This window comes from Bdellovibrio sp. HCB-162 (genome assembly GCF_047344985.1).
Classification (GTDB): Bacteria; Bdellovibrionota; Bdellovibrionia; order Bdellovibrionales; family Bdellovibrionaceae; genus Bdellovibrio.
On record NZ_CP178861.1, the window covers coordinates 1,156,150 to 1,175,790 of the forward strand.

19 protein-coding genes are annotated in these 19,641 nt (G+C 44.5%); 11 read left to right on the top strand and 8 right to left on the bottom strand.

Translation table 11 applies throughout. The features are described 5' to 3' along the window. The first annotated feature begins 35 nt into the window (after positions 1–35). The 8 genes from ACLSSO_RS05645 (at position 36) to ACLSSO_RS05680 (ending at position 7,311) form a co-directional block, all read left to right on the top strand. Positions 36–629, top strand: a complete 594-nt coding sequence (locus ACLSSO_RS05645) for a hypothetical protein (RefSeq protein WP_413944313.1) — start codon at positions 36–38, stop codon at positions 627–629. Between the two features lie 210 nt (positions 630–839). Continuing rightward, positions 840–1,346 (top strand): Dps family protein, encoded by a 507-nt coding sequence (locus ACLSSO_RS05650; protein ID WP_295905746.1) that lies wholly within the window; start codon positions 840–842, stop codon positions 1,344–1,346. 275 nt (positions 1,347–1,621) lie between these two features. Further along, positions 1,622–2,053 (top strand): helix-turn-helix domain-containing protein, encoded by a 432-nt coding sequence (locus tag ACLSSO_RS05655; RefSeq protein ID WP_295905745.1) that lies wholly within the window; start codon positions 1,622–1,624, stop codon positions 2,051–2,053. Between the two features lie 76 nt (positions 2,054–2,129). After that, the gene (locus ACLSSO_RS05660; protein WP_295905744.1) at positions 2,130–3,335 is read left to right on the top strand and encodes a S41 family peptidase; all 1,206 of its coding nucleotides are present in this window, start codon (positions 2,130–2,132) and stop codon (positions 3,333–3,335) included. 169 nt (positions 3,336–3,504) lie between these two features. Then, positions 3,505–4,122 (top strand): hypothetical protein, encoded by a 618-nt coding sequence (locus ACLSSO_RS05665; RefSeq protein ID WP_295905743.1) that lies wholly within the window; start codon positions 3,505–3,507, stop codon positions 4,120–4,122. Between the two features lie 39 nt (positions 4,123–4,161). Further along, entirely contained in the window at positions 4,162–5,379 is a 1,218-nt protein-coding gene (locus tag ACLSSO_RS05670) for an RDD family protein (RefSeq protein ID WP_413944314.1), read from the top strand. Next, positions 5,376–6,323, top strand: a complete 948-nt coding sequence (locus ACLSSO_RS05675) for a rhomboid family intramembrane serine protease (RefSeq protein ID WP_295905741.1) — start codon at positions 5,376–5,378, stop codon at positions 6,321–6,323. Before ACLSSO_RS05670 ends, ACLSSO_RS05675 begins: the two co-directional genes overlap by 4 nt. A gap of 100 nt (positions 6,324–6,423) precedes the next feature. After that, entirely contained in the window at positions 6,424–7,311 is an 888-nt protein-coding gene (locus tag ACLSSO_RS05680) for an endonuclease I family protein (protein ID WP_295905740.1), read from the top strand. 283 nt (positions 7,312–7,594) lie between these two features. Here the strand turns inward: ACLSSO_RS05680 and ACLSSO_RS05685 are convergent, their stop codons facing one another. After that, positions 7,595–7,972 carry a hypothetical protein gene (locus ACLSSO_RS05685; RefSeq protein ID WP_295905739.1) on the bottom strand — a complete coding sequence of 126 codons (378 nt, stop codon included), beginning with the start codon at positions 7,970–7,972 and terminating at the stop codon, positions 7,595–7,597. A gap of 160 nt (positions 7,973–8,132) precedes the next feature. Here ACLSSO_RS05685 and ACLSSO_RS05690 point away from each other — a divergent pair, with 160 nt between their 5' ends. After that, entirely contained in the window at positions 8,133–8,741 is a 609-nt protein-coding gene (locus ACLSSO_RS05690; protein WP_413944315.1) for a hypothetical protein, read from the top strand. Positions 8,742–8,796: 55 nt separating this feature from the next. On the opposite strand, the gene pruA is transcribed toward ACLSSO_RS05690, so the two are convergent. The 3 genes from pruA to ACLSSO_RS05705 form a co-directional block, all read right to left on the bottom strand. Then, entirely contained in the window at positions 8,797–11,745 is a 2,949-nt protein-coding gene (gene pruA, locus ACLSSO_RS05695) for an L-glutamate gamma-semialdehyde dehydrogenase (RefSeq protein ID WP_295900312.1), read from the bottom strand. A 135-nt stretch (positions 11,746–11,880) separates the two neighbouring features. Beyond that, positions 11,881–12,468, bottom strand: coding sequence for a fumarylacetoacetate hydrolase family protein (locus tag ACLSSO_RS05700; protein ID WP_413944316.1), 588 nt, complete (start codon positions 12,466–12,468; stop codon positions 11,881–11,883). Next, a complete protein-coding gene (locus ACLSSO_RS05705) occupies positions 12,465–12,956 on the bottom strand; it encodes a SixA phosphatase family protein (protein WP_413944317.1) in 492 nt (163 codons plus the stop codon). The genes ACLSSO_RS05700 and ACLSSO_RS05705 overlap by 4 nt, the downstream gene beginning before the upstream one ends. An 83-nt stretch (positions 12,957–13,039) precedes the next feature. Here ACLSSO_RS05705 and ACLSSO_RS05710 point away from each other — a divergent pair, with 83 nt between their 5' ends. Then, positions 13,040–13,939 (top strand): Hsp33 family molecular chaperone HslO, encoded by a 900-nt coding sequence (locus ACLSSO_RS05710; protein WP_413944318.1) that lies wholly within the window; start codon positions 13,040–13,042, stop codon positions 13,937–13,939. Here the strand turns inward: ACLSSO_RS05710 and ACLSSO_RS05715 are convergent. Then, positions 13,936–16,107: a phospholipase D-like domain-containing protein gene (locus ACLSSO_RS05715; RefSeq protein ID WP_413944319.1), complete on the bottom strand. Its 2,172-nt coding sequence runs from the start codon at positions 16,105–16,107 to the stop codon at positions 13,936–13,938. The two genes, ACLSSO_RS05710 and ACLSSO_RS05715, sit on opposite strands and share 4 nt — an antisense overlap. Before the next feature lie 124 nt (positions 16,108–16,231). Here ACLSSO_RS05715 and ACLSSO_RS05720 point away from each other — a divergent pair, with 124 nt between their 5' ends. After that, positions 16,232–17,407 (top strand): sensor histidine kinase, encoded by a 1,176-nt coding sequence (locus ACLSSO_RS05720; RefSeq protein ID WP_295900302.1) that lies wholly within the window; start codon positions 16,232–16,234, stop codon positions 17,405–17,407. Positions 17,408–17,430: 23 nt separating this feature from the next. On the opposite strand, the gene ACLSSO_RS05725 is transcribed toward ACLSSO_RS05720, so the two are convergent. From ACLSSO_RS05725 to ACLSSO_RS05735, 3 genes are all read right to left on the bottom strand, one after another. After that, entirely contained in the window at positions 17,431–18,351 is a 921-nt protein-coding gene (locus ACLSSO_RS05725) for a hypothetical protein (protein ID WP_413944320.1), read from the bottom strand. Further along, a complete protein-coding gene (locus ACLSSO_RS05730) occupies positions 18,351–18,815 on the bottom strand; it encodes a hypothetical protein (protein ID WP_295900298.1) in 465 nt (154 codons plus the stop codon). Before ACLSSO_RS05730 ends, ACLSSO_RS05725 begins: the two co-directional genes overlap by 1 nt. A 90-nt stretch (positions 18,816–18,905) precedes the next feature. Continuing rightward, complete coding sequence (locus ACLSSO_RS05735; protein ID WP_413944321.1) at positions 18,906–19,634, bottom strand: coenzyme F420-0:L-glutamate ligase; 729 nt, start codon at positions 19,632–19,634, stop codon at positions 18,906–18,908. Between the last annotated feature and the right edge of the window lie 7 nt (positions 19,635–19,641).

A 19,641-nucleotide genomic window follows, 5' to 3' on the forward strand; every position in this document is an offset into this window, starting at 1 on the left:
GTCATTCTGAAAACTGCGATATAACTGGGCCCACTTTGAATCAATACACAATCGATGATGCACTTTTGGGGAGGCTCGCTTTGATCAATCCAGGCAATAATATGCACGCTGAAGAAATGATCGACTCTGACTTGGACTCGGACCTAGAGAACGAAAAAGAGATGAAGAAAACCTCTGCTTTCGAAGCAGATATGGATGAAGACCTTGAGAGCGAGATGGCTCTAGCTGGCATTCCCGGCAATTTGTTGATGGAAGGCGAAGAAGACGACCTTAACCTTGATGAAATCGAAAATATCCTGGAGTTGTCTGATACAACATATCCAAAGTTCACTTTGGCGAAAAACAAAGCTCGTTTCCTAAGAATGGTGAGCTGGTACCGTGGTAAAGAAGAGTGGATTGAAGTTGCTCCTCTTTCTGGCGTGACAAAACTTTTCAAGCAACAAACAAAAGAACTAGAAGGCATCCGTTCTTCGAAGTTGGACTACGAAATGGAGCTTGAAACAGGAACTTTGACTCCGTCACAAAGATCTTATCGCCGTGACGAACTGAAAATGTGCAAAGTTCAAGAGAAAATGGCCGTTCACTTGATCTCTAAGCTTCAAGTGAAGATCAAATCTGGCCGCCGCTAATTACGGCGGACGCCGGCAGAGCGAAGCGACCTCGGGTCGCGTAGCTGAAGCAGTATAAAATTTAGAACCACTAAAACGCCAAGCCTAAAAGCTTGGCGTTTTTCTTTCCTGCGTTTGCAGGTCCTAACGCGGCGACGTCAATAATTGGAGTTCTACCTCATCATCTACTTTTGGTTTAGTCTTTGAGAATCCCATTAGGAAAGGTGAGTTATGAAATCATCAAAAAAGAAAAACACAGCTGACAAACCAATGATCGACATTGGTATCTCCACATCAGATCGCGAAAAAATCGCAGAAGGTCTTTCTCGTCTTCTGGCGGACTCTTACACTCTTTATCTTAAAACACACAACTTCCACTGGAACGTCACGGGCCCCATGTTTCAAACACTGCACTTGATGTTTGAAGCTCAGTACACAGAGCTTGCATTGGCCGTAGACCTGATCGCAGAACGCATCCGCTCTTTGGGGGTTCCTGCGCCAGGCACTTACAAAGAATTCTCAAAGCTCACTTCTATTGAAGAACCAGACGGCGTTCCTTCTGCAAAAGAAATGATCCAACAACTTGTTGAAGGCCAAGAAGCGGTTGTGAAAACAGCGCGCTCTATTTTCCCTCGCGTAGAAAAAGCAGGGGACGAAGTGAGTGCTGATCTTCTCACTCAAAGAATGCAGCTTCATGAGAAAAACGCATGGATGCTTCGCAGTCTTCTTGAAGAGTAATTTTCAATTCCGAAAAGATTAAGATTAAAAAAACGCCGGCGATGAGTCGGCGTTTTTGTTTCGAATCTAGGCTTGCGATTTGTATAGAAAATAGGCGATCGGTCCAGAAACCCCGTCAAGAGGGTATTTTTAGTAGTCCAAAAGTCCAGTGTTTTAGCCCCTTTGAAGTGTCTCAAAAAAAAATTGCAACTAGCCCTAAATTCTCACGATGAAACGCCGATAGGTACAAAGTGAGTCAATTAGCATTTGTTAATGTTTCAAAAGGGGAGGACTAAATGTCACGCACAGTAATGATCGTGGTGAGCGATAACCAGGAAACTATCGAGAATACAAAGAAGTACTGGGAGAACCACGATGTGACAGTTCAAGCATATTCTTCAGCGCAATGGCGTGAAGGGCTTGATAATGCATTTTTCAGACAACAACTAGTAGCAGGTGTTCCTGCGTTGATTTCCGGCTCAAGCCCAATCAACTCAGACGCGGGTGGAAACGTAATCCAATTCCCGACAGCTACTGTAACTTCTTCCAACGTACAAAAAATGGAAGAACTTGAAGCGCAAGCTATCGAGAACGCGATCGTTCAATACAAAGGCAACTTGACTGAAGCTGCAAAAGCTTTGGGTATTGGTCGCGCGACTCTTTATCGTAAAGTGAAGCAATACCACATCGATCCTTCTGCAGCTCGCAAGAAGAAAGTGGCTGCTTAATTCCCTTTTGAATTGGAATCAAAAGACCGAGTGTGCAAACGCTCGGTCTTTGCTTTTGTTCATTTGAAAGATCACCATGAGCCGACTTCTTGCCATTCTTCTGGCTGTCTCTTGCGCCTTTGCGGCCTATCACATCACCGTGCAGAGGGGATTCGTGAATCCATATCCGGTGGTTTGCGATTTGGTTGCAGAGAAAATTTTTTTAGAAGACGAACAAGTTCGTAAATGGAAACGCACCTGCCATCGTCGCAGTCGTTTGGTGACGCCTTACTCGCCTAAAAAATTAGTGATCAAAGACATCAACAATGTGTTGGGTCTTCTTAACGTTTCTCATCTCGAGGTTTATGACTCTTCGGAAGTGAAGAGTATCTGGAGAGGAGAAGCTTTAGAAACAGGCATTGAAAGCGAGTTCGTTGATAGCGAGCTTGTGATTTTCAAACTTCATCCCAAATCTCCGGCCGCGATGCAAGGTCTTCGCAAAGGCGATGTAATTAAAAGCATCAATGGTGATCAACCGAATCCCTGGGAAGCGCAGACAGAGTCGGGCACTTACACCATTGAGCGCGGAAAAGAAACGCACACCTTTGATATCAAAGCGACAAATATCACGCGTTCAGAGGGTGTGACGTTCGAAAAACTAAAAAACAATGCCGCGGTTATTCAGATTCCTTCTTTCCGTGCGGATTTTTTCAAAGATGAAAAAATCAAAGAACTGGAAACAAAACTGAAAGACGTTCGTCGCCTTGTTGTCGACCTTCGCGGAAACGTCGGTGGAAACTTTGTTGCGGGTCTTCGTTTTCTTTCTCTGGTGATGTGCACGCCTGAAGAAGTGGGACGCCTTATCAAGCCGCGATTTGCGAAAGACAACTCGGCAGAGCTTCCCAATGATCTTCGCGATGAAAAACAATTGGAGATTCTTGATCAACACCGCGAAGTAATTCTAAAAACTTTCAAGCAAAACGAATGTTATCGTGGCGACGTTCGCGTACTCGTAGATGGCAAAACATCTTCCGTGGCGGAACTCGTGGCGCAAGCGTTAAAAGAATTTCGCAAAGCTCCGCTCTTAGGTTCTCCCAGTCGAGGTCAGCTCCTGGTGGGCGTTTGGTATCCGCTCAGTGAAGTAGGTCCAGGTGTGGAGATTTCAATTCCGGAGGCTCTCTATTTGAGTCACAAAAAACATCGCATCGAGGGAAATGGTGTGGAGCTGGATCGCGTGCTCTATTACAACCTCTCGGAAATGCAGGCTGGGATTGATTCTTGGGTGAAAAAGGCTCTGGACTAGACCCTCGAGGACAAGATTTTTGTGATTCAAAATGAGATGATCATTTTAATACGTCAAACATCTTTTGTTCGTCTGTTAATCTCTTTTTCAGCAAGAGAGAATAGGTTAGACTTATAAACGGCACAGCCTTCGCATTGATGAATGACATATAATTGCGAGGGGTAAAACAATGAGGAACGCACAAGTGATTGAATTTCCAAAAGCTCAGTCAGTAAGAAAAAGATTGCAAGATAAAGCTCAAGAGCAAAAAGCTATTTTGATTCTTTCTATCGCATCTGTTCTTATCATGACCGTGTTCCTTAATCAGTGGCTGGTGCAAGGTCCTGATTCTTTGACAAACGGCGGTCGTCGTAATGTCGCAAGTTTTGAACCCGCAGCTTTTGCCAAAGATGTGAAATGGGAACACGATCTCGCAAAACGTTTGGCTTCCGATAAGTCAGCCCTTTCAGCAAGCTTGGCGGAAGCGCCGACTTTGCGTGATGAATTGATTTTTGGTTATCTTGAAGGAAAATACGGCATGAAGCTCGCTCAAGGTCGTATTGAAAGCCTGGAATTCATCGATGCTCAAGCCGGTGAACATCCAATGGCGATCACTGACAAAGCGGATTTCTTAATGAAGTATTCTGAAGCCTTCGGTAGGGATTACAGCGAAGTCGCCTTGGCACAAAACGCCGCTGATAATGAAGAAGTCTATACCTTGGTTGGTTCCGGCAAAGAAATCATCGGCAAAGCTCACTTTGTAAAAGACGAGCAAGGCCGCATTCAAGCCATCAATTTCACACAATAACAGCTTTAGTCTTTCCTGTCCCAAGCCGATACGATCTGTATGGTATTTCCAGATCTATCGGCTCCAGAAGTTAAGCCACAAACAAATAAGCCCGTTGCGACACCAATTGCATCCATTTCCGATCGCTTTTTAGCGCTCGTTTTGGATTTCCTTATTTTTTCTCCGGTCGTGAGTCTTCTGATCGCGGGATTGGTTCGCCAAACTAAAACATTTTTCCTACTCAATACAAACTCACAAGAGGGAGCCATCGCCGCAGGGCTTGTGCTCTTAACGATTGTTTTCTTTACGACGCTTCTGCAAACAGTGTTCTTGTATTATTGGCAGGCGACTCCAGGGCAATTCTTTTTGCAATTGCGCGTGGTCTCTTATCCTCAAGAACAAACGCGCCTAAGCATCAATCAGTGTTTGATTCGTGCCTTCATGTTTTGCGGTGGATTCTTTTTGCTCGCAGTTCCGTTTTTAGAAATAGCAAGTCATCCATTAAGACGCGCTTTCCACGAAAGAGCTTCTGACACGATGGTCGTGACACTTAAAAAAGTTTACGACGACGGACCTCATCCGCTGGAATCACGTTTTATCTCTTCGTGGCTGCGCATGAGTTTTCTGTTTTTATTGCTCTTTGGCGTTTTAGGATTTTTTAGAACTTATTATTCTTTGCAAAGTGGCGCCTTCCGCGAAAAAGATCCTGTCGGTGTCGCAGCCTGCAAAGAGATCAAGGAATCGGACCTTGCAGGAACGTCACGCTTAGATGCAGCCCTTTCGTTGTACTTGCTCAATGAAATTTCAGCGGAGTGCCTTGATAAAGAGGCGGAAGTTTCTTTGTGGGGAGACCCAGTGAGTTCTCAAGATATGGCCTATCTTGCCAAATTCGTAACGGCAGACGGGGAAGCTCAAGAAAAATATTTTGAAAAAATCTGCGAAGACACTTCGTCCTCGACGTGTGCGATTGCGCGCTACATGAATGAAGATGGCAAGAAAGAAGATCTAGAGCAGGCAGATGGAAAACTCTGGATAACCCAGCTTCTTTTGTCGGACGAAAAATACACAAGCCAAGACTATGCTGGCAGTTTGAAAATGGTCGAAGATCTTCAAAAGATTCCAGCATTGAAGCCCGCTCTTGAAAAACGTTATGTGCGTTTGGTGTGGGCTTTGAATGAAAACGCAGACAAATACACGCAAAAAGGCGGTCGTTTGCCTGCAAGTGCCACGGACGACTCATGGCTTGAGCGCTTTAAGGAAAGGTACGAAGTTCAATGATCCTTCCTTGTCCTGAAGACTTCCGCGATTACACACGCTTTCCTCTGACGATCACGTTGGTGGTGCTGAATATTTTCATCTTCGTTTTGATTTTTAGCGGAGCTTCTTCGACAATTTCGTCATCTTCAGTTTTACAAAGGGACGGTCTGACTTTGACGGGTCGTCTCTATTACCAATACCTGCAAAATCTTTCCTCTGAAGCGCTGTATGAAAAACCAGCTTGGGTTCATGAGATAAAATCTCAAAACATCGAACAGATGGGTGTGCTGGGAGCGTATGCTCTTCGTGATGCGAGATTTTTGGCGAGTGCCGAGACGCTAAGCTATAAGGGCGACGACGTGCAGATCGCTCATTGGAAAACAGACTTTGTTGAGTTTCGTAAGAAGTATCAAGAGCAGTTGTTATATCGCTTTGGTTTAAGCTCTTCGGAAAAAGGGCCTTTCGCATGGCTCACTTATCAGTTCTCTCACTCGAACTGGATTCATTTGCTTTCTAACCTTGCGTTTCTTGCCTTGATTGGTGTTGCGGTGGAAGGCCTTGTTGGCAGTGGCGCGCTTTTATTTATTTATGTGCTTGGCGGTATTGCGGGTGGTGCGGGATTCCTGTTCTCAGACTCTCATGGAACAGTGCCGATGGTGGGGGCAAGTGCTTCGATCAGTGCGCTTTTAGCTTTCTACTGTGTCGCTGAAACCCGAATAAGAGTTCGGTTTCTGTATTTTGTCTCTCCCATGCCCGGGCAATACGGTGCCATCTATCTCCCAACGCTTTTAATTGTGCCTTTGTTTTTAGTCGTAGATTTGGCCAATTTGTGGGCAACCCCCGAGGGCTTAGGGAGTGGCGTGGCTTATGCTGCTCACCTCGGAGGCACCCTAATAGGCGCTTTGGCAGCCTTTGCTTATAGATGGAAGACACCTTCGTCGTCTTCGCCAGCTCCGCAGATTTAACTCTGTAATTAATATATACCCGTTGACACAAATATTACCGATAGGACACATTGTCCGCCAGAGGCTGAACATCACCCCCAACTAGAAATGGCGGACCTGAATGAAGCTAGCGAAGCTCATTAAGTCAGTGATTGTATTTACATCGTTATCTGTTTCTGTAGCCCAAGCGGCTCAGCAACAAACCACTCGTGTCGTTCCTTATTATGGGGATGAATTCTACCGCGCTTTGAAGGCGGGAGTTTCCAACGAAGATTTAGAAAACAAAATTAAAGCTGTCTTGCGCAGTTTCCACGTGAAGCGTGCTAGCGGAAACGACTTGATCGTGAACTCTTGCATGCAAGCGCAAGGACAAGGTCGTTGTTATGCTCACACGGCGATTGGCTACAACGCTGCAAGAGTGTTTTTGATGGGGAACTATTACCTTATCAAAGACGGTAACAACGGTTATGCGGTTCATGATGTTTACTGCGATAAAGACCGTCCGGTGAGTGACTTCCGCAGAGATTTCCCATCGCCTGGAACTATCCCTGATAATAAAGTGATCAACGTGGAGCACACATGGCCACAAAGTCACTTCACAAGAAGATTCCCGGATGAAGTGCAAAAATCAGATCTTCATCACTTGTTCCCAACAGATTCACAGATCAACGCGATTCGCGGGAACAACATGTTCGGTGAAGTTTCTCACGATTTGATGGAGCTAAAATGCCCGGCGTCTCGTTTCGGTTTGGGTTCTGGTGGCTCTGACGAAGTTTTCGAACCACCTCAAGATCACAAAGGCAATGTGGCTCGCGCACTTTTCTATTTCTCTGTTCGTTACGATATGCCGATCAACCAACTTGAAGAAGTCATCCTTCGCAAGTGGAACAAAGAAGATCCTGTCGATGCAGAAGAGATGAGAAGAAACGAAGAGATTTTCAAAGCCCAAGGTAACAGAAATCCATTCATCGATTTCCCAGAGCTTGCTGATCGTATCGCTGATTTCTAGTTTTTGTTTTACATAATTAATTAGAATTTTGTTTGAAAGCCTGCTTCATAAGCAGGCTTTTTTATTTCGTGGTTCGCATTTGCGAGTTTAAAACGCGCTTTTCTTAAAAATCTTAAAAAATCTGTAATAAGGCGCTTGCCATCATGTTTTTGTTATGCTGCAATCATTTTTACGGGAGGGGTGATACCAAGGAAGGTATAGGGGAGCATGATGTTCTCACCTCTATTTTTAGATTTATTGAGACCCACAGTGGAAACACTGTGGGTTTTTCTATTTCAGGGATCTATTTGGCTTTTTCAGTTTTGCAACTAGGGTGGATGGCTTGGCCCGACCACTTGCCATCACTACATGTAATAGTGTCGGAGATGCAGATTTCTCCCACTGGTACTGTGGGGCTTAAGTAACCCGTCGCCTTACCACCATCGGGAATAAATCCAAGCGGGGTTTCGCAACCTTTTCTTTCGATTTCAGTCACAGGACTATTTTCTGCAGGTGTTGCCTTGATAGCTGTCGGCGCGGCTCCACGATAAACCCGTTCTCCTTCGCTCGGAGGAGGAGCTGCCTTCGGCAAAGTGGCTTCATCTGAAGTTGTTGTTGAAGTGGTAGGTTGGCTTGAGCAACCGGCGATCAAAATCATGGTGATAAACAAGATTTTTTTCATAACCTTAGTTTCGGAAAACCAAGTGTGTATTTCAAGTAAGATCTGGTTTTCCCTGAATTAATCGGTCTCGGGTCGAGCAATCTGTCTCAGATTGAGGCTCACTGTTTGTAGTTAATATAAATTGTTTGAAGTTTACAATTAAGCTTCCGATTTATCGGATATGAAAAATGCCATTCTATTTATAGCAGCAATGATGTTGATCGCGTGTGCGAAGGAAGACGATTCTTCTGGAGGTCTTGAAGGTTCTTGGCAAACGGCGTGTACCAATGGAACTTCAACAAGCACCATGATCTCTATGAGTTTTAACGGTGGTACTTATACTGGGACTGCACGAGCATATGATGGACTAGGTTGTAGCACTCCTAAGATAGAGGTCAATATCGGCGGAACTTATATCGTTGGAAGCGTAGTTAAAGACGACCCGAAAGCTTATGCGCTGGATTTGACCTATGGACCGACGTTAATCAAACCTCTTCTGCAAAGTCAGGTGGATGATTTCAATTCCAGAAGCTACTGTGGATTTAATGATTGGGTCTTGAACGTATCAAAAGATATTTCCGGAATCACTTGTGACGCTTCACAAGTACATCCCGTAGGGTTTAAATATTACGACATTTTTGCGATCTATAATTATTCAATGACGATTGATGGCACGAAGATCCACGATATCGGTGATTTGAATTTTGGTTATCAAGACGCGACCTACGATGGATCTACGCCTGAGAAAAGACCCATTCACTTGTCGACTCCCGCATACAGGCGCAAATAAAAAAAGCCAGCTCATCGAGCTGGCTTTTTGTTTTCGAGAATTGATTTTCTAAAAACTATTCTTCTGCAGGAGCGAATCCGCGGCGAAGAGTGTTTTCAGTCACGGCTGCTGGTTCCATGTATTGTTTGATGTAATCAGGGCCGCCGGTTTTTGAACCGATGCCTGACATTTTAAAGCCACCAAACGGATGACGATCGACCATGGCACCTGTGATACCGCGGTTGACGTACAAGTTACCCACTTCGAATTCTTCTTTCACGCGAGCGATGTTGGCAGGGGAGCGAGAGAACACACCGCCTGTCAGTGCATACTCTGTGCTGTTTGCGATTTCCAAAGCGTGATCCAAATTTTTTGCACGGATCACAGCCACAACCGGGCCGAAGATTTCTTGTTGAGCCAGTTTTGAATCACCTGGAACGTCGCCAAAGATTGTTGGCGGAACGAAGAAACCGTTTGTTGGCGCTTGGCCTTTGAACAACAGCTTATTCGTTTTTTCAGTTTCAGCGATCGTATTCAAAATACGCTCGTGAGCTTCTTTATCAACAACCGGTCCCATGTAAGCTTTTGGATTTTCAGCCGACATGACCTCGATAGATCTTGCCGCTTCCACCAGACGATCTGTGAAACGATCATAAACTTCATCAAGAACGATCACGCGGCTGGCAGCAGAACATTTCTGTCCAGAGAAACCAAACGCCGAGTAAAGAACTCCGTCCACCGCTTCATCAAGATCCGCATCATTATCGATGATCACGGCATTTTTACCGCCCATCTCGATAATGCATCTCTTCACGTGTTGTTGTCCTGGTTGAACAACAGAGGCGCGATTTAAAATGTGCAACCCGACAGCTTTAGAACCTGTGAAGGCAATCGTCGTCGTGTATTTGTGGTTCACAATGTATTCACCCACTTCTTCACCGAATCCAGGAAGGAAGTTGATCACACCTGCTGGGAAGCCCGCTTCTTGAACCATCTTCATAAGACCCCAAGCAACCACAGAAGATTGCTCTGCAGGTTTCATCACAACCGTGTTTCCTGTCACAGCCGCTGCTGTCACCATGCCTGCAAGGATCGCCAGAGGGAAGTTCCAAGGAGCGATCACCGCCACAACGCCACGAGGTTTGTAGATGTAGTGAGAAAGTTCACCAGGAAGGCCACCCACGCGAAGTGGTTTTTGCAGATTGCGCATATCGCGAGCGTAGTAACGACAGAAGTCGATCGCTTCACAGATATCACCATCCGCTTCCGCCCACGGTTTACCCACTTCAAGAACTTGAGTTGCGATCAATTTGAAACGATCACGAACCATGATGTCAGCGAGTTTATCAACAAGAGCTGCGCGTTCTTCAGCAGAAACATTCTTCCAAGTTTTGAAAGCCGCTTGTGCTGCTTGCATAGCTTGTTCAGCTTGCTCCACATTCGCCATGCTGATCTTACCAACAACTTGGGAACTTTCAGACGGGTTCACGCGATCAAAGATTTTCTCAGAGCGAATTTCTTTGTTGTTGATCATCAATGGCACGTTCACAGGAAGTGCTGCGCGCGCCTCCGCCAGTGCTTTCAACATTTTTTCACGATCGGCTTTCACTGCGAAATCCAAAAGAGGTTCATTATAGAACTTGCCCGGTTTTTTTGGAATCACAGGAGATGTTGGAGTCAAACCTTGCGCGGGATCTTTCAGCAACTCAGCTGTAGTTTTGTTATCCGCGAATTTTCCACGAAGCCATGATTCATTCGAAGAGTTTTCAAGCAAACGACGTACAAGGTACGCCATTCCTGGGATGAGTTCTCCGACAGGAGCGTATTCACGCATGCGGTAGCCCATGTCGACCAAAGTTTTCTTGATCGGCTCAGCCATTCCGTAAAGCATTTGGAATTCCAAAGCTTCTTTCGGGATATTTAATTTTTCTGCGTAAACCATGCACGCTGCGATTGTTCTTACGTTGTGAGACGCAAAAGCAGGGCGGATGTACTTGATATTTTCAAGGAAGTATTTTGCGCACAATTCGTAGTTCGCATCGGATTCCGCTTTGTTTGTGTAAACAGGAACCGGCCAGCCACGTTGTTCGGCTTCAATAGTTTCGTAATCCCAGTAAGCGCCCTTCACCAGACGAACCCAGAATGGAGTGCCCCGAGTTTTCGCAAACTCAGTCAACATCTTGACGTCTTCAAAAGAGTCGCGAAGGTAAGCTTGGATCACGACGCCAAAGAATTTATAATTTTTAAATTCAGGTTCGTTGATAAGTTCTGTGAACACTTCCAAAGTCAAATGTTTGACAGAGTATTGTTCCATATCCAGATTGATGAACACACCTTTTTGCATTCCAAGACGGAACACAGGGCGCATACGATCTTTTAAGATTTTCTTAGTTTCATCCCAAGCCAGATCTTTGATTTGCGAGTAAAGTGCCGTCATTTTCACAGACACGTTTACTTTTGGCAGAGCACCTTCGTGATCGCGATCGATCTGCGGAACTTCGTCCCACTTCTCTGCATCTTTTGCGAGCCAGTTCACAAGTTCCACGTATTTGTTCGTGTACTCTTGCGCTTCTTTCTCTGACAAAATCGCTTCACCTAAAATATCGACCGTGAAAGTCATTTTGTTTTTGCGCGCTTTTTTCAAAACAGGAAGTGCTTCATCTGGATTTTCGCCTGTGATGAACATTTGCGCCATACCCACGACATTCTTTTTGATGGCACTCGCCATCAAGCCCGGAGCCAAAGAGCCCAAGCCAAGACCGACGTTGAATACTGGAGGAAGTTTTCCGCCATCTTCAGCAAAGTATTCTTTCAAGTGACGAGCGACTTCATCACCCGAGTTGATCGAAGGAAGAACGTCCACGAAGCGGAACATGTTCGTTTTGAATTTTTCGTTTTTCATACTCCATTCCATGATGGAGCCATACCAGAAATCTTTAGAAAAAATGGAAGCCTTTGATTGGCTTTCCATGCGCTTCATAATCTCTTCGCCACGGGCGACGATTTGCGATTGGATATCGTTCATATTTTTACCTCAAATGAGAGGCCGCATATTCGCTCTGCTAGAGAGAAAACTCAAGGACTTTGCTGGACTAAAGAGGGTGTGTAAAAACGGAATAACGACGAGCGTCAATTGGTGTGATTTAAGCCTAAAAAAGAATTAAATCACTTTCCAAGAATGCTTCGCCTTCGAGACGATCTCGGCTTCCAAAATATCGCCCTTTTTAAAAGGCCCCACCCCTGACGGAGTGCCTGTTAAAAGCAGATCTCCGGGCATCACAGGGAAATGAAGGCGTACGAAATCCAAAAGCTGCTCCAGAGAGAAAATCATTTGAGCCGTGTTACCGTGTTGGCGAACTTCGCCGTTCACTTTTAAAACCAGCTCCAAGTTTTTCAATTCATCGAGATCGTTCACCGGAAAAAATCCAGAGAGCGGGCAGGAGTCCTTAAAACTTTTCGCCAAGGTCCAAGGGTGTCCTTTGGATTTTAGCTGATTTTGTTTGGCGCGGTCTGTGATGTCGATTGCGATGCACGCTTCATCAATTTGCAAGTTGTCGTCAAAGCGAAGGGCCAGCTCCACTTCGTGATGAAGTTCGTTCGTCCATGACGGCATGTGGATTTCTTTTGCCGCAAGTGAAGATGTACTTCCGGCTTTTAAAAAGATCATGGGTTCAGTAGGAACTTCGTTGCCAAGTTCTTTGGCGTGCTCAGCGTAATTGCGACCGACGGCCCAAATATTTTGAATCATAAAAGCACCTTCTTAAACTCAATGAATTCGTAAATACCATCTTTGTTCACATCAAAGCCGATGTACTGACAAGGACTCCAATGAGAAAATTCTGAATCCGAAAGATCTTTATCGCTGGGAACGACAGTCATGGCCTCCACAACAAGATCGTAGTGACTGCAAAGAAAAATCACGGCGTCTTTGTGTTCGGCGGCACTCTCAAACAGCTTTTCAATACGTGAGCGAAAATCAGTTAGTTTTTCATCGCTTTGTTGTTCAAGCAGGGACGTATTTATTTGCAAAGGTAGATTAAAATGCTGAGAGAGTGGACGAAACGTGCTGTGCGTGCGTTTTTTAGGAGAGACCCACAACTCCGTTGGTCGCGGTAATTCGTTTTTGAGCACCTTGTCGAGAACCTTCGAGGCTTGAGCGTGACCCTCGGCGGTCAAATCAGGATCGCCGGAAAAGTCCATGGCTTTTTGTGCATGTCTAAAGAGATAGATCTTCATGATTTGGGTTCTCTCTGCTTGAAATTCGTAGATCGCTTTGTTACTTTGCGAAAGTAGTTTTCCATAGAGTGCAGGAGTTTGTCATGAGTAAAGAGCGTGTTCATCGTTTTGTTTCCAAAGATTTGACGGTGCGAATTGCCGCAGTGAACGCGACTGAAGTTGTTAAACATATGCAAGGTCTGCAAAATACATATCCTTTGGCCACTGTGGCCGTAGGACGCAGCATGGTAGGCGCATTGCTGATGGCCGCGCAATTGAAAGACGGTCAAATGGTAGGCTTGCTCTTTAGAGGAAACGGCGCTTTGCAAAGTGTCTACGCGGAGGCTTCTTTCAATGGCCAAGTTCGCGGCTACACTCCGAATCCGCAGTATCAACCACCGAATTACGACCATGGTCTAAGCCTTAAAGAGGCGATCGGAAATGGCACACTCAGTGTCGCTCGCCATCAGCCGTTCCAAAAGCAACCGTTCCACGGAACGGTGGAGTTGGTCAGTGGTGAAATCGGGCAGGACATTGCTCACTATCTTCATCAGTCTCATCAAATCCGTTCGTTGGTGTCTTTGGGTGTTTACCTTGATACTTACGGAAAAGTTCAAGCTGCCGGTGGTGTTTTGATTGAAGTGATGCCAGGAGTTTCAGAAGCTGTTGTTGAAATGATCCAACAAAACTATGAAGACTGGAAACCAAATATTTCACAAATGCTGCTCGATGGAGCTCAGCCTGTAGATTTGGTAAAACCATTTATGGCGGGTATTGATTTTACAGAAGTGGAACACAATCAAGAGATTGAATACTTCTGCCCATGCACAAAAGAGCGTGTCGTGCGTGCTCTTGAAACGTTAGGCGAAGAAGAACTTCAGGATATGATCAATAAAAATGAAACGGCGGATGTGACTTGTCAAATCTGCGGTCGTCCTTACACAGTGACGATCCCTGAAATTCAAGACATCAAGGATCGTTTGCATAAAGAGTCTCTTCACTAGAATTCGCTATCGAACATTCCGATGATGGCTCTTTGCCAGAAGTGAACCTTTTGCTTTTCCGTGATAGGGCGGGAAAGCTTGAGGTATCCGTTATAGATGCTTGTCATCTTCTTTGTGAATGCCGGGCTGTAAATCAAGGCCCCGTTTTCCATGTCGTGAATGAAACTGCGCTTGTTTAAATTCACAGAGCCTATGAACGACATCTCGTCATCAATCATCACAAGTTTTGAATGCAGGATGATTTTAGGTTCGATGTATTCATAGATTTTGACCGTGTCTTTAAACTTGTTCACACCATCTTTATTTACGGCACCTAGGATAAAGTCAGCTGTGTCGCCTTCTAGATCCAAACGCGTAATCAAAGTGATTTTTACACCACGAGCGGCGGCGTTCTTTAAAGCTTCTCCGACTTTTTTAAGAGGACGGAAGTACGGAGTGGAGATCAAAATCTTTTTGGAAGCGTGATTAATCAACTCTGCGTAATAGTCTTCAAGATTGCGATTGTCTTTAAAAGGAATCGAGACATAGTGTCTGATCAGTGGATGAGTGTCGGCATCAGCGAAATATTGCGGATCAGGGCGAGCGCTCGATGCACTTTGTGCTGTTGTTGGGCGTACATTGAACGTATCAGAGTCTTGCATCCAAAGGGCGTAATACTGAACGGCGAGCTTTTCTGCAAACGTCTTTGATTTAATCAAAAATTCAAAATCGCGCCAGTGTACAAAAGACTCTTCACCTTTGGAGTAGTTCACTAAAGAAGGAAAACTTGTGAAATTCGGAGCCGCTCTAAATAAGAAACCATCGTGAATATTACGTCCGCCAAGAACCACACGGTTGGCCGAAGGATCTGTCGAAGAAAGAGTGAGGAAGATCTTCACATGATTTGTACGGTGAAATTCGTGCAGCTTGCCACCACTTCTTGCGGCGTTGTCGTAACGATATTGAACAACTTTGATATTGCCGTTTTCAGAAGCCATTTTTTCAAACATCGCCTGGTCTTTTTTAAGCGTAATGACGTCTGAAATAAGAATGCGCACTTGCGCTCCGTGATCGGCATGATACTTAATCAAGCGCGCTAAAACGTTGCCGTAAAAGTCACTGCGGTAAACCAGATAAGAAACAAAAATCGCATCTAGCTTTGGTGCTTTGGACATATCCAAAGGCAGGAAAGGATTTTTCTCCGTCAGAAATTTTTGTGGCAATCTTTGTCCTAAAAGCATTTCTACTTTGGCTTGCAATCCCTCTTCAGGATCTTCCAAAGTTGTTAAAGAGTCGGCGCTGAGTGGGCAGTTCATACTCGTAAAATTTGAACTCAAGAAAAACTGCTGCGGTTTTGTAAGGCCTGCATTGGAAGGAAACACACAAGCTTCATAAGTGCGCGCGAGATTTTGTAAATAGCCCAGCTTTTCTTTTTCTGTTTTAAGCTGGAATGTGTACTCTTTGCTTGTGTCACCCCAAGGATCTTTGAACATCACGTCACAGCTTTTCACTTCGGCAGAAGGACGGAAGCGAACTTTTTGTCCATTGAGCTTGGCATCGTACCAGTTAAATTTAGCACTTTGAAAAGCACCATATTGGTCAGCTTTGAAGAGTCCCGTTTTTAGTGCAAAGGGACCATCACAGCGAATGCGGGCTTCTAAATATTTTTGCGCATCTCTTTGTTCGTCGTCGTTGCGTGTAACGGAAGAAGCGACGCGAGAATAGGTTTCATGACGTAAAAGAAGTTCGTAGCTTCCAGCATTGATATTGCCCATCGAAAAGAAACGAGGCTGACCCAAGCCTTTGATGTAATAGGAAAGATCGCCCAAGGTCATTTCTTCTTCTTTGACACCCCAAGAGTTATGCATGGTGCTTGAGAATGTGCGGGGAGAATCGCCGTGAGCTGATTTGGATGTGAAAGAGGACGACTGTTCCTGGAAAACTTTCTTTTGCTCTTGAAGTTTTTGAACGGATTTAGAAAGAGAATCTTCTTTCTCGCGATCTTGCGCCTTTTGGGCACGCATCAATTGATCTTCTTGTATTTGCAAGTTCACTTCCGAGTCATAAAGTCTCGCCAAGGAAAGAGGCATGCCGTTGTCTATCAGGGAAGCAGGCTCCCTCTGAAAGGTCTGACAAGAACTTAATAGAATCATTGGCAGAATGAGGGCAAAACCGGAATTTCTAAACATACATTCCTCCAGGAGTTCTCATCGGAATTTGCCTGAACTATTTTAGGCACTGTCAAAACTTTAGACACCCTGAAAAGGCTGTGGCGGCTATGGGCTAGGAGTGAGGTTTGCTTATTCTAAGGGTATGAATATATTCCGTTTTAAAACCTCTAAATCGATTCCCTTGGTATGGGTGTCACTCTTTTTAGGAATCAGTGCGATCGTTGCGATCCTAAGCTTTTCCTATGAGGTTTACACGGCAAAGTCTTCTGTTGAGCAATACGTCGGCATTTGGGAAGACGACATTGCCCAAGCCAAAATCTTTCAGGGCGATCAAACGCTGCAAAATAAAATTTTAAAACAGCTTAAAGAAGTTCATGCAGCGGTGGGAGCCACAGAAGTCCAAAACCCTGAAAAACTTCAATGTGTGTTTTCAACCGATGTTCCTATTACCTACAACTCATTGCCGTCGGGAAGCATGAGAGTTTGTTTTAACACTGTCGATTTGGCAGTGAAGGCCTTGCTGTCTCCGCTTTTTATGTTGGGCATTCTTTTAGGAATGATTTTCCTGGGTGTCGGTGTTCGTCGTGAGTTCCTAAATCAATTGCATGAACAAAAACTTGAAGCTGAATTGGCGTTGAATAAAGAAATCGCAACGATTTCTCGTCAGGTGGCCCACGACATTCGTGGCCCGTTGATGGCTCTCACAACATTGAGTCAGCTTTCTCACGAAATGGGTTCAGATAAAAAAGAATTGTTGGATCTTGCAGTGGCTCGCATTCGTGGTATTGCGGAAGATCTTTTGACCAAAGGTAAAAAAGAAAAGAAAGAAGACGTCGTTGTCGTGAAGGACGCAGGTTCAGATCTTTCTAATTTGATGGAATCGTTGCTCAAAGAATATCGTTTTTCTCACCCCAAAGTGGATTTCACATGGCATAAGCATATTCACTCTGAAAAAGCCGCTGTCAGTTTGGAATCAATTAAAATTCAAAGAGTCGTCAGTAATTTAATTAACAATTCCCTCGAAGCTTTGCCGGAAAAAGAAGCCTCTATCAATATGACCTTGATGGAAAGACAAGAACATTGGTTGTTGCAAATCATGGATAATGGCTGCGGTATTCCCGAAGAGATTTTACCTCGCCTGATGGAAGAGGGAGTCAGTCACGGTAAGGAAAACGGTCACGGCTTAGGTCTTTTTGACGCTCGCAAAACACTGCAATCCATCGGTGGAGAATTGCAAATTCGTTCTCGCGTTGGTGTTGGAACTCAAGTCGTTTTATTATTCCCGAAAAATTTAGAATCCGTCGCGCAGATTTCTTAAGTAATAACTCCGAAGAACCCGAATTATTGATCGAGTTTAATACCCAAAACATTTTCAATGGTTTTTTCGTAGACGTCTTTTTTACGAGTCTTCGTGGGTGCGATTTCTTTTTTGCGGATGGTTCCGGATTCTTTTGGAAAAGAAACATAAAGATCGCGCTCATTAGTTTTAGCTAACAGATCAAACTTATATTCAGTGTCTTTGCAAATAGCTGTCAGAGAAACGGGGAGCTTTAACTCTTTAGAAGGTGTGATCTGAAGTTCACTGACATTCAAAGTTGTGATTTTGATTTTTAAATCTTTCTCTGCCGGGTTTTCGATATTTTCAATTGCGCAAGGGAACGTCACAAGAGTCGGTGTCTGAGCTTCCACATGAATTTGTGGAGAGAATGAAAAAACTTGTGGGGAGGAAGAGAAAGTCATCTCTTGCACCAAAAGACCCCAAGGATTTTCAAGCGTGCGTTCGGCATTTTGCAGTTTTAATTTTGAGGTGACGTAAAGTTCGTTCTTTTGCAGTTCGCCTTTTTGTTGGGTTTCCTGATGAATTTGCAGATATGTCTCTGCTTCGTAAGAGCCGTCATCAAATTTCTTTAAACTTTTAAGCTGACCTAGTTGAGAAAGATTCTTTTGCTGAATTTTTTCTCGTAAACGACTGACTTCGCGAACACGCTCTTCGCTAAGTTTGGGAGCCATTAAGAACGCCAGCGATGTTTGGGATTGCCAAAAGTTATTGGAGTCATAGTTGTAAAAACGATCCAAATACTGGCGGAGGAATGTCATCTTTTCCATTTCGCCCAACTGGATGTTTTGCAAAGATTCTTTTCCTGCCTCCATGCTAATGGCAACAACACGGGGATTGCTTTTCAGTTTCCAATAAAGATAACTGACAACAGATCCCCAGGCGATACTTACAATCAGCAATGCAGAAAGAATTTTAGTTTTCATCAGTCGTTCTTTTCAAGTGGCAAGATCTCAATCACGCGGTCACGGTGTGATTTTTTATTGGGACCCTCATCAACCCACTGATCCACTTTGTACAATTTGATGCGCGCTCGGCCTTTTTGGAAATATTTTTTATCGGCAGGTCCAACAGTTTCTTTTTCCAAAACAGACGGACCATTTTGGAAGAAATCAAGCTGCGCTTTCATCTTTTCATTTTCAAGCTTCATGACTTCAAGATCTTTTTCATCATTAAAATAATAATTAGCAGCCACCGCCGTCACAACGCCGATAATTCCACCCCAATAAAGCGCATGCAATTCTGGGCGTTCATCGCTAGGAGCCGTTCCGGCTCCGATCGCAGCACCGACGCCGACACCGACAGCGGTTGCTGCCAGACGGCTTTTTTGGTTGGTCGCACAGGCTGAAACAAAGAGGCACAATCCAAGAAGCAAAATCTGTAATTTCATATAGACAATTCTAGGTTTAAAACAAGAGTCTTGCAAACTCTTGCTCACTAGATATTGGTAGGGAAATTTCGCCAATGAAACGGCAAAATTTTAAGGTTTCATGAGGTTCTTATATAAAGGGAGATACATATCTTCCGAGGGATCGACTTCCAACTCGGAACGTTCAGGAAAATCCGTAAATTCGACAGGAGCATTTTGAATGATCGCCAAAGGACATTTTTCTGCGGCTTCGCCCATCATTAAAACGGCGGCAGCAGCTAGACTGTCTGTCAGATTGATTTTCGTCATTTTCAGAGGTCTTCCAAAAATATCGTTCTGGCCAATCATATTGCGCAGAGGATGAAAGCCCGCATAAGACAATGAAACTCCGACGACACCCAAACGCAAAGGTCCAGTGCGAGAATCTGTTAGAATGATTCCTAACTCGCTAAGTCCCAAACGTTTCATCAAAGCTTGGCGTATTCTTTCGGCAGAGACATAGGGATCTTTCGGATAAACGATATAGTCCCCACTTTCGGAATTCGATTCATCAATTCCTGCAGCGGCAACTAAAAGTCCGTGTTTGATTGTCAGACTCACACCAAAACCGATTTCACCCAAATAGTGATCGGCTTCACGGCGGATCAAATCTTTTTTGTCGATACTCGACAGGGGAACTAAGCAGCCCTCGTCGATACTCACGATCTTAGACGTAATAGCTAAGATCGCTTTTTCATGGAGTAAAGAGACATCCACGTGTTTTAAGATGAACTCCACCAAATCATCACCTTGGCGAAACACAGAAGTTTGAATCGGGGAGATCATCATTGATTTTGTCACAAAAAAC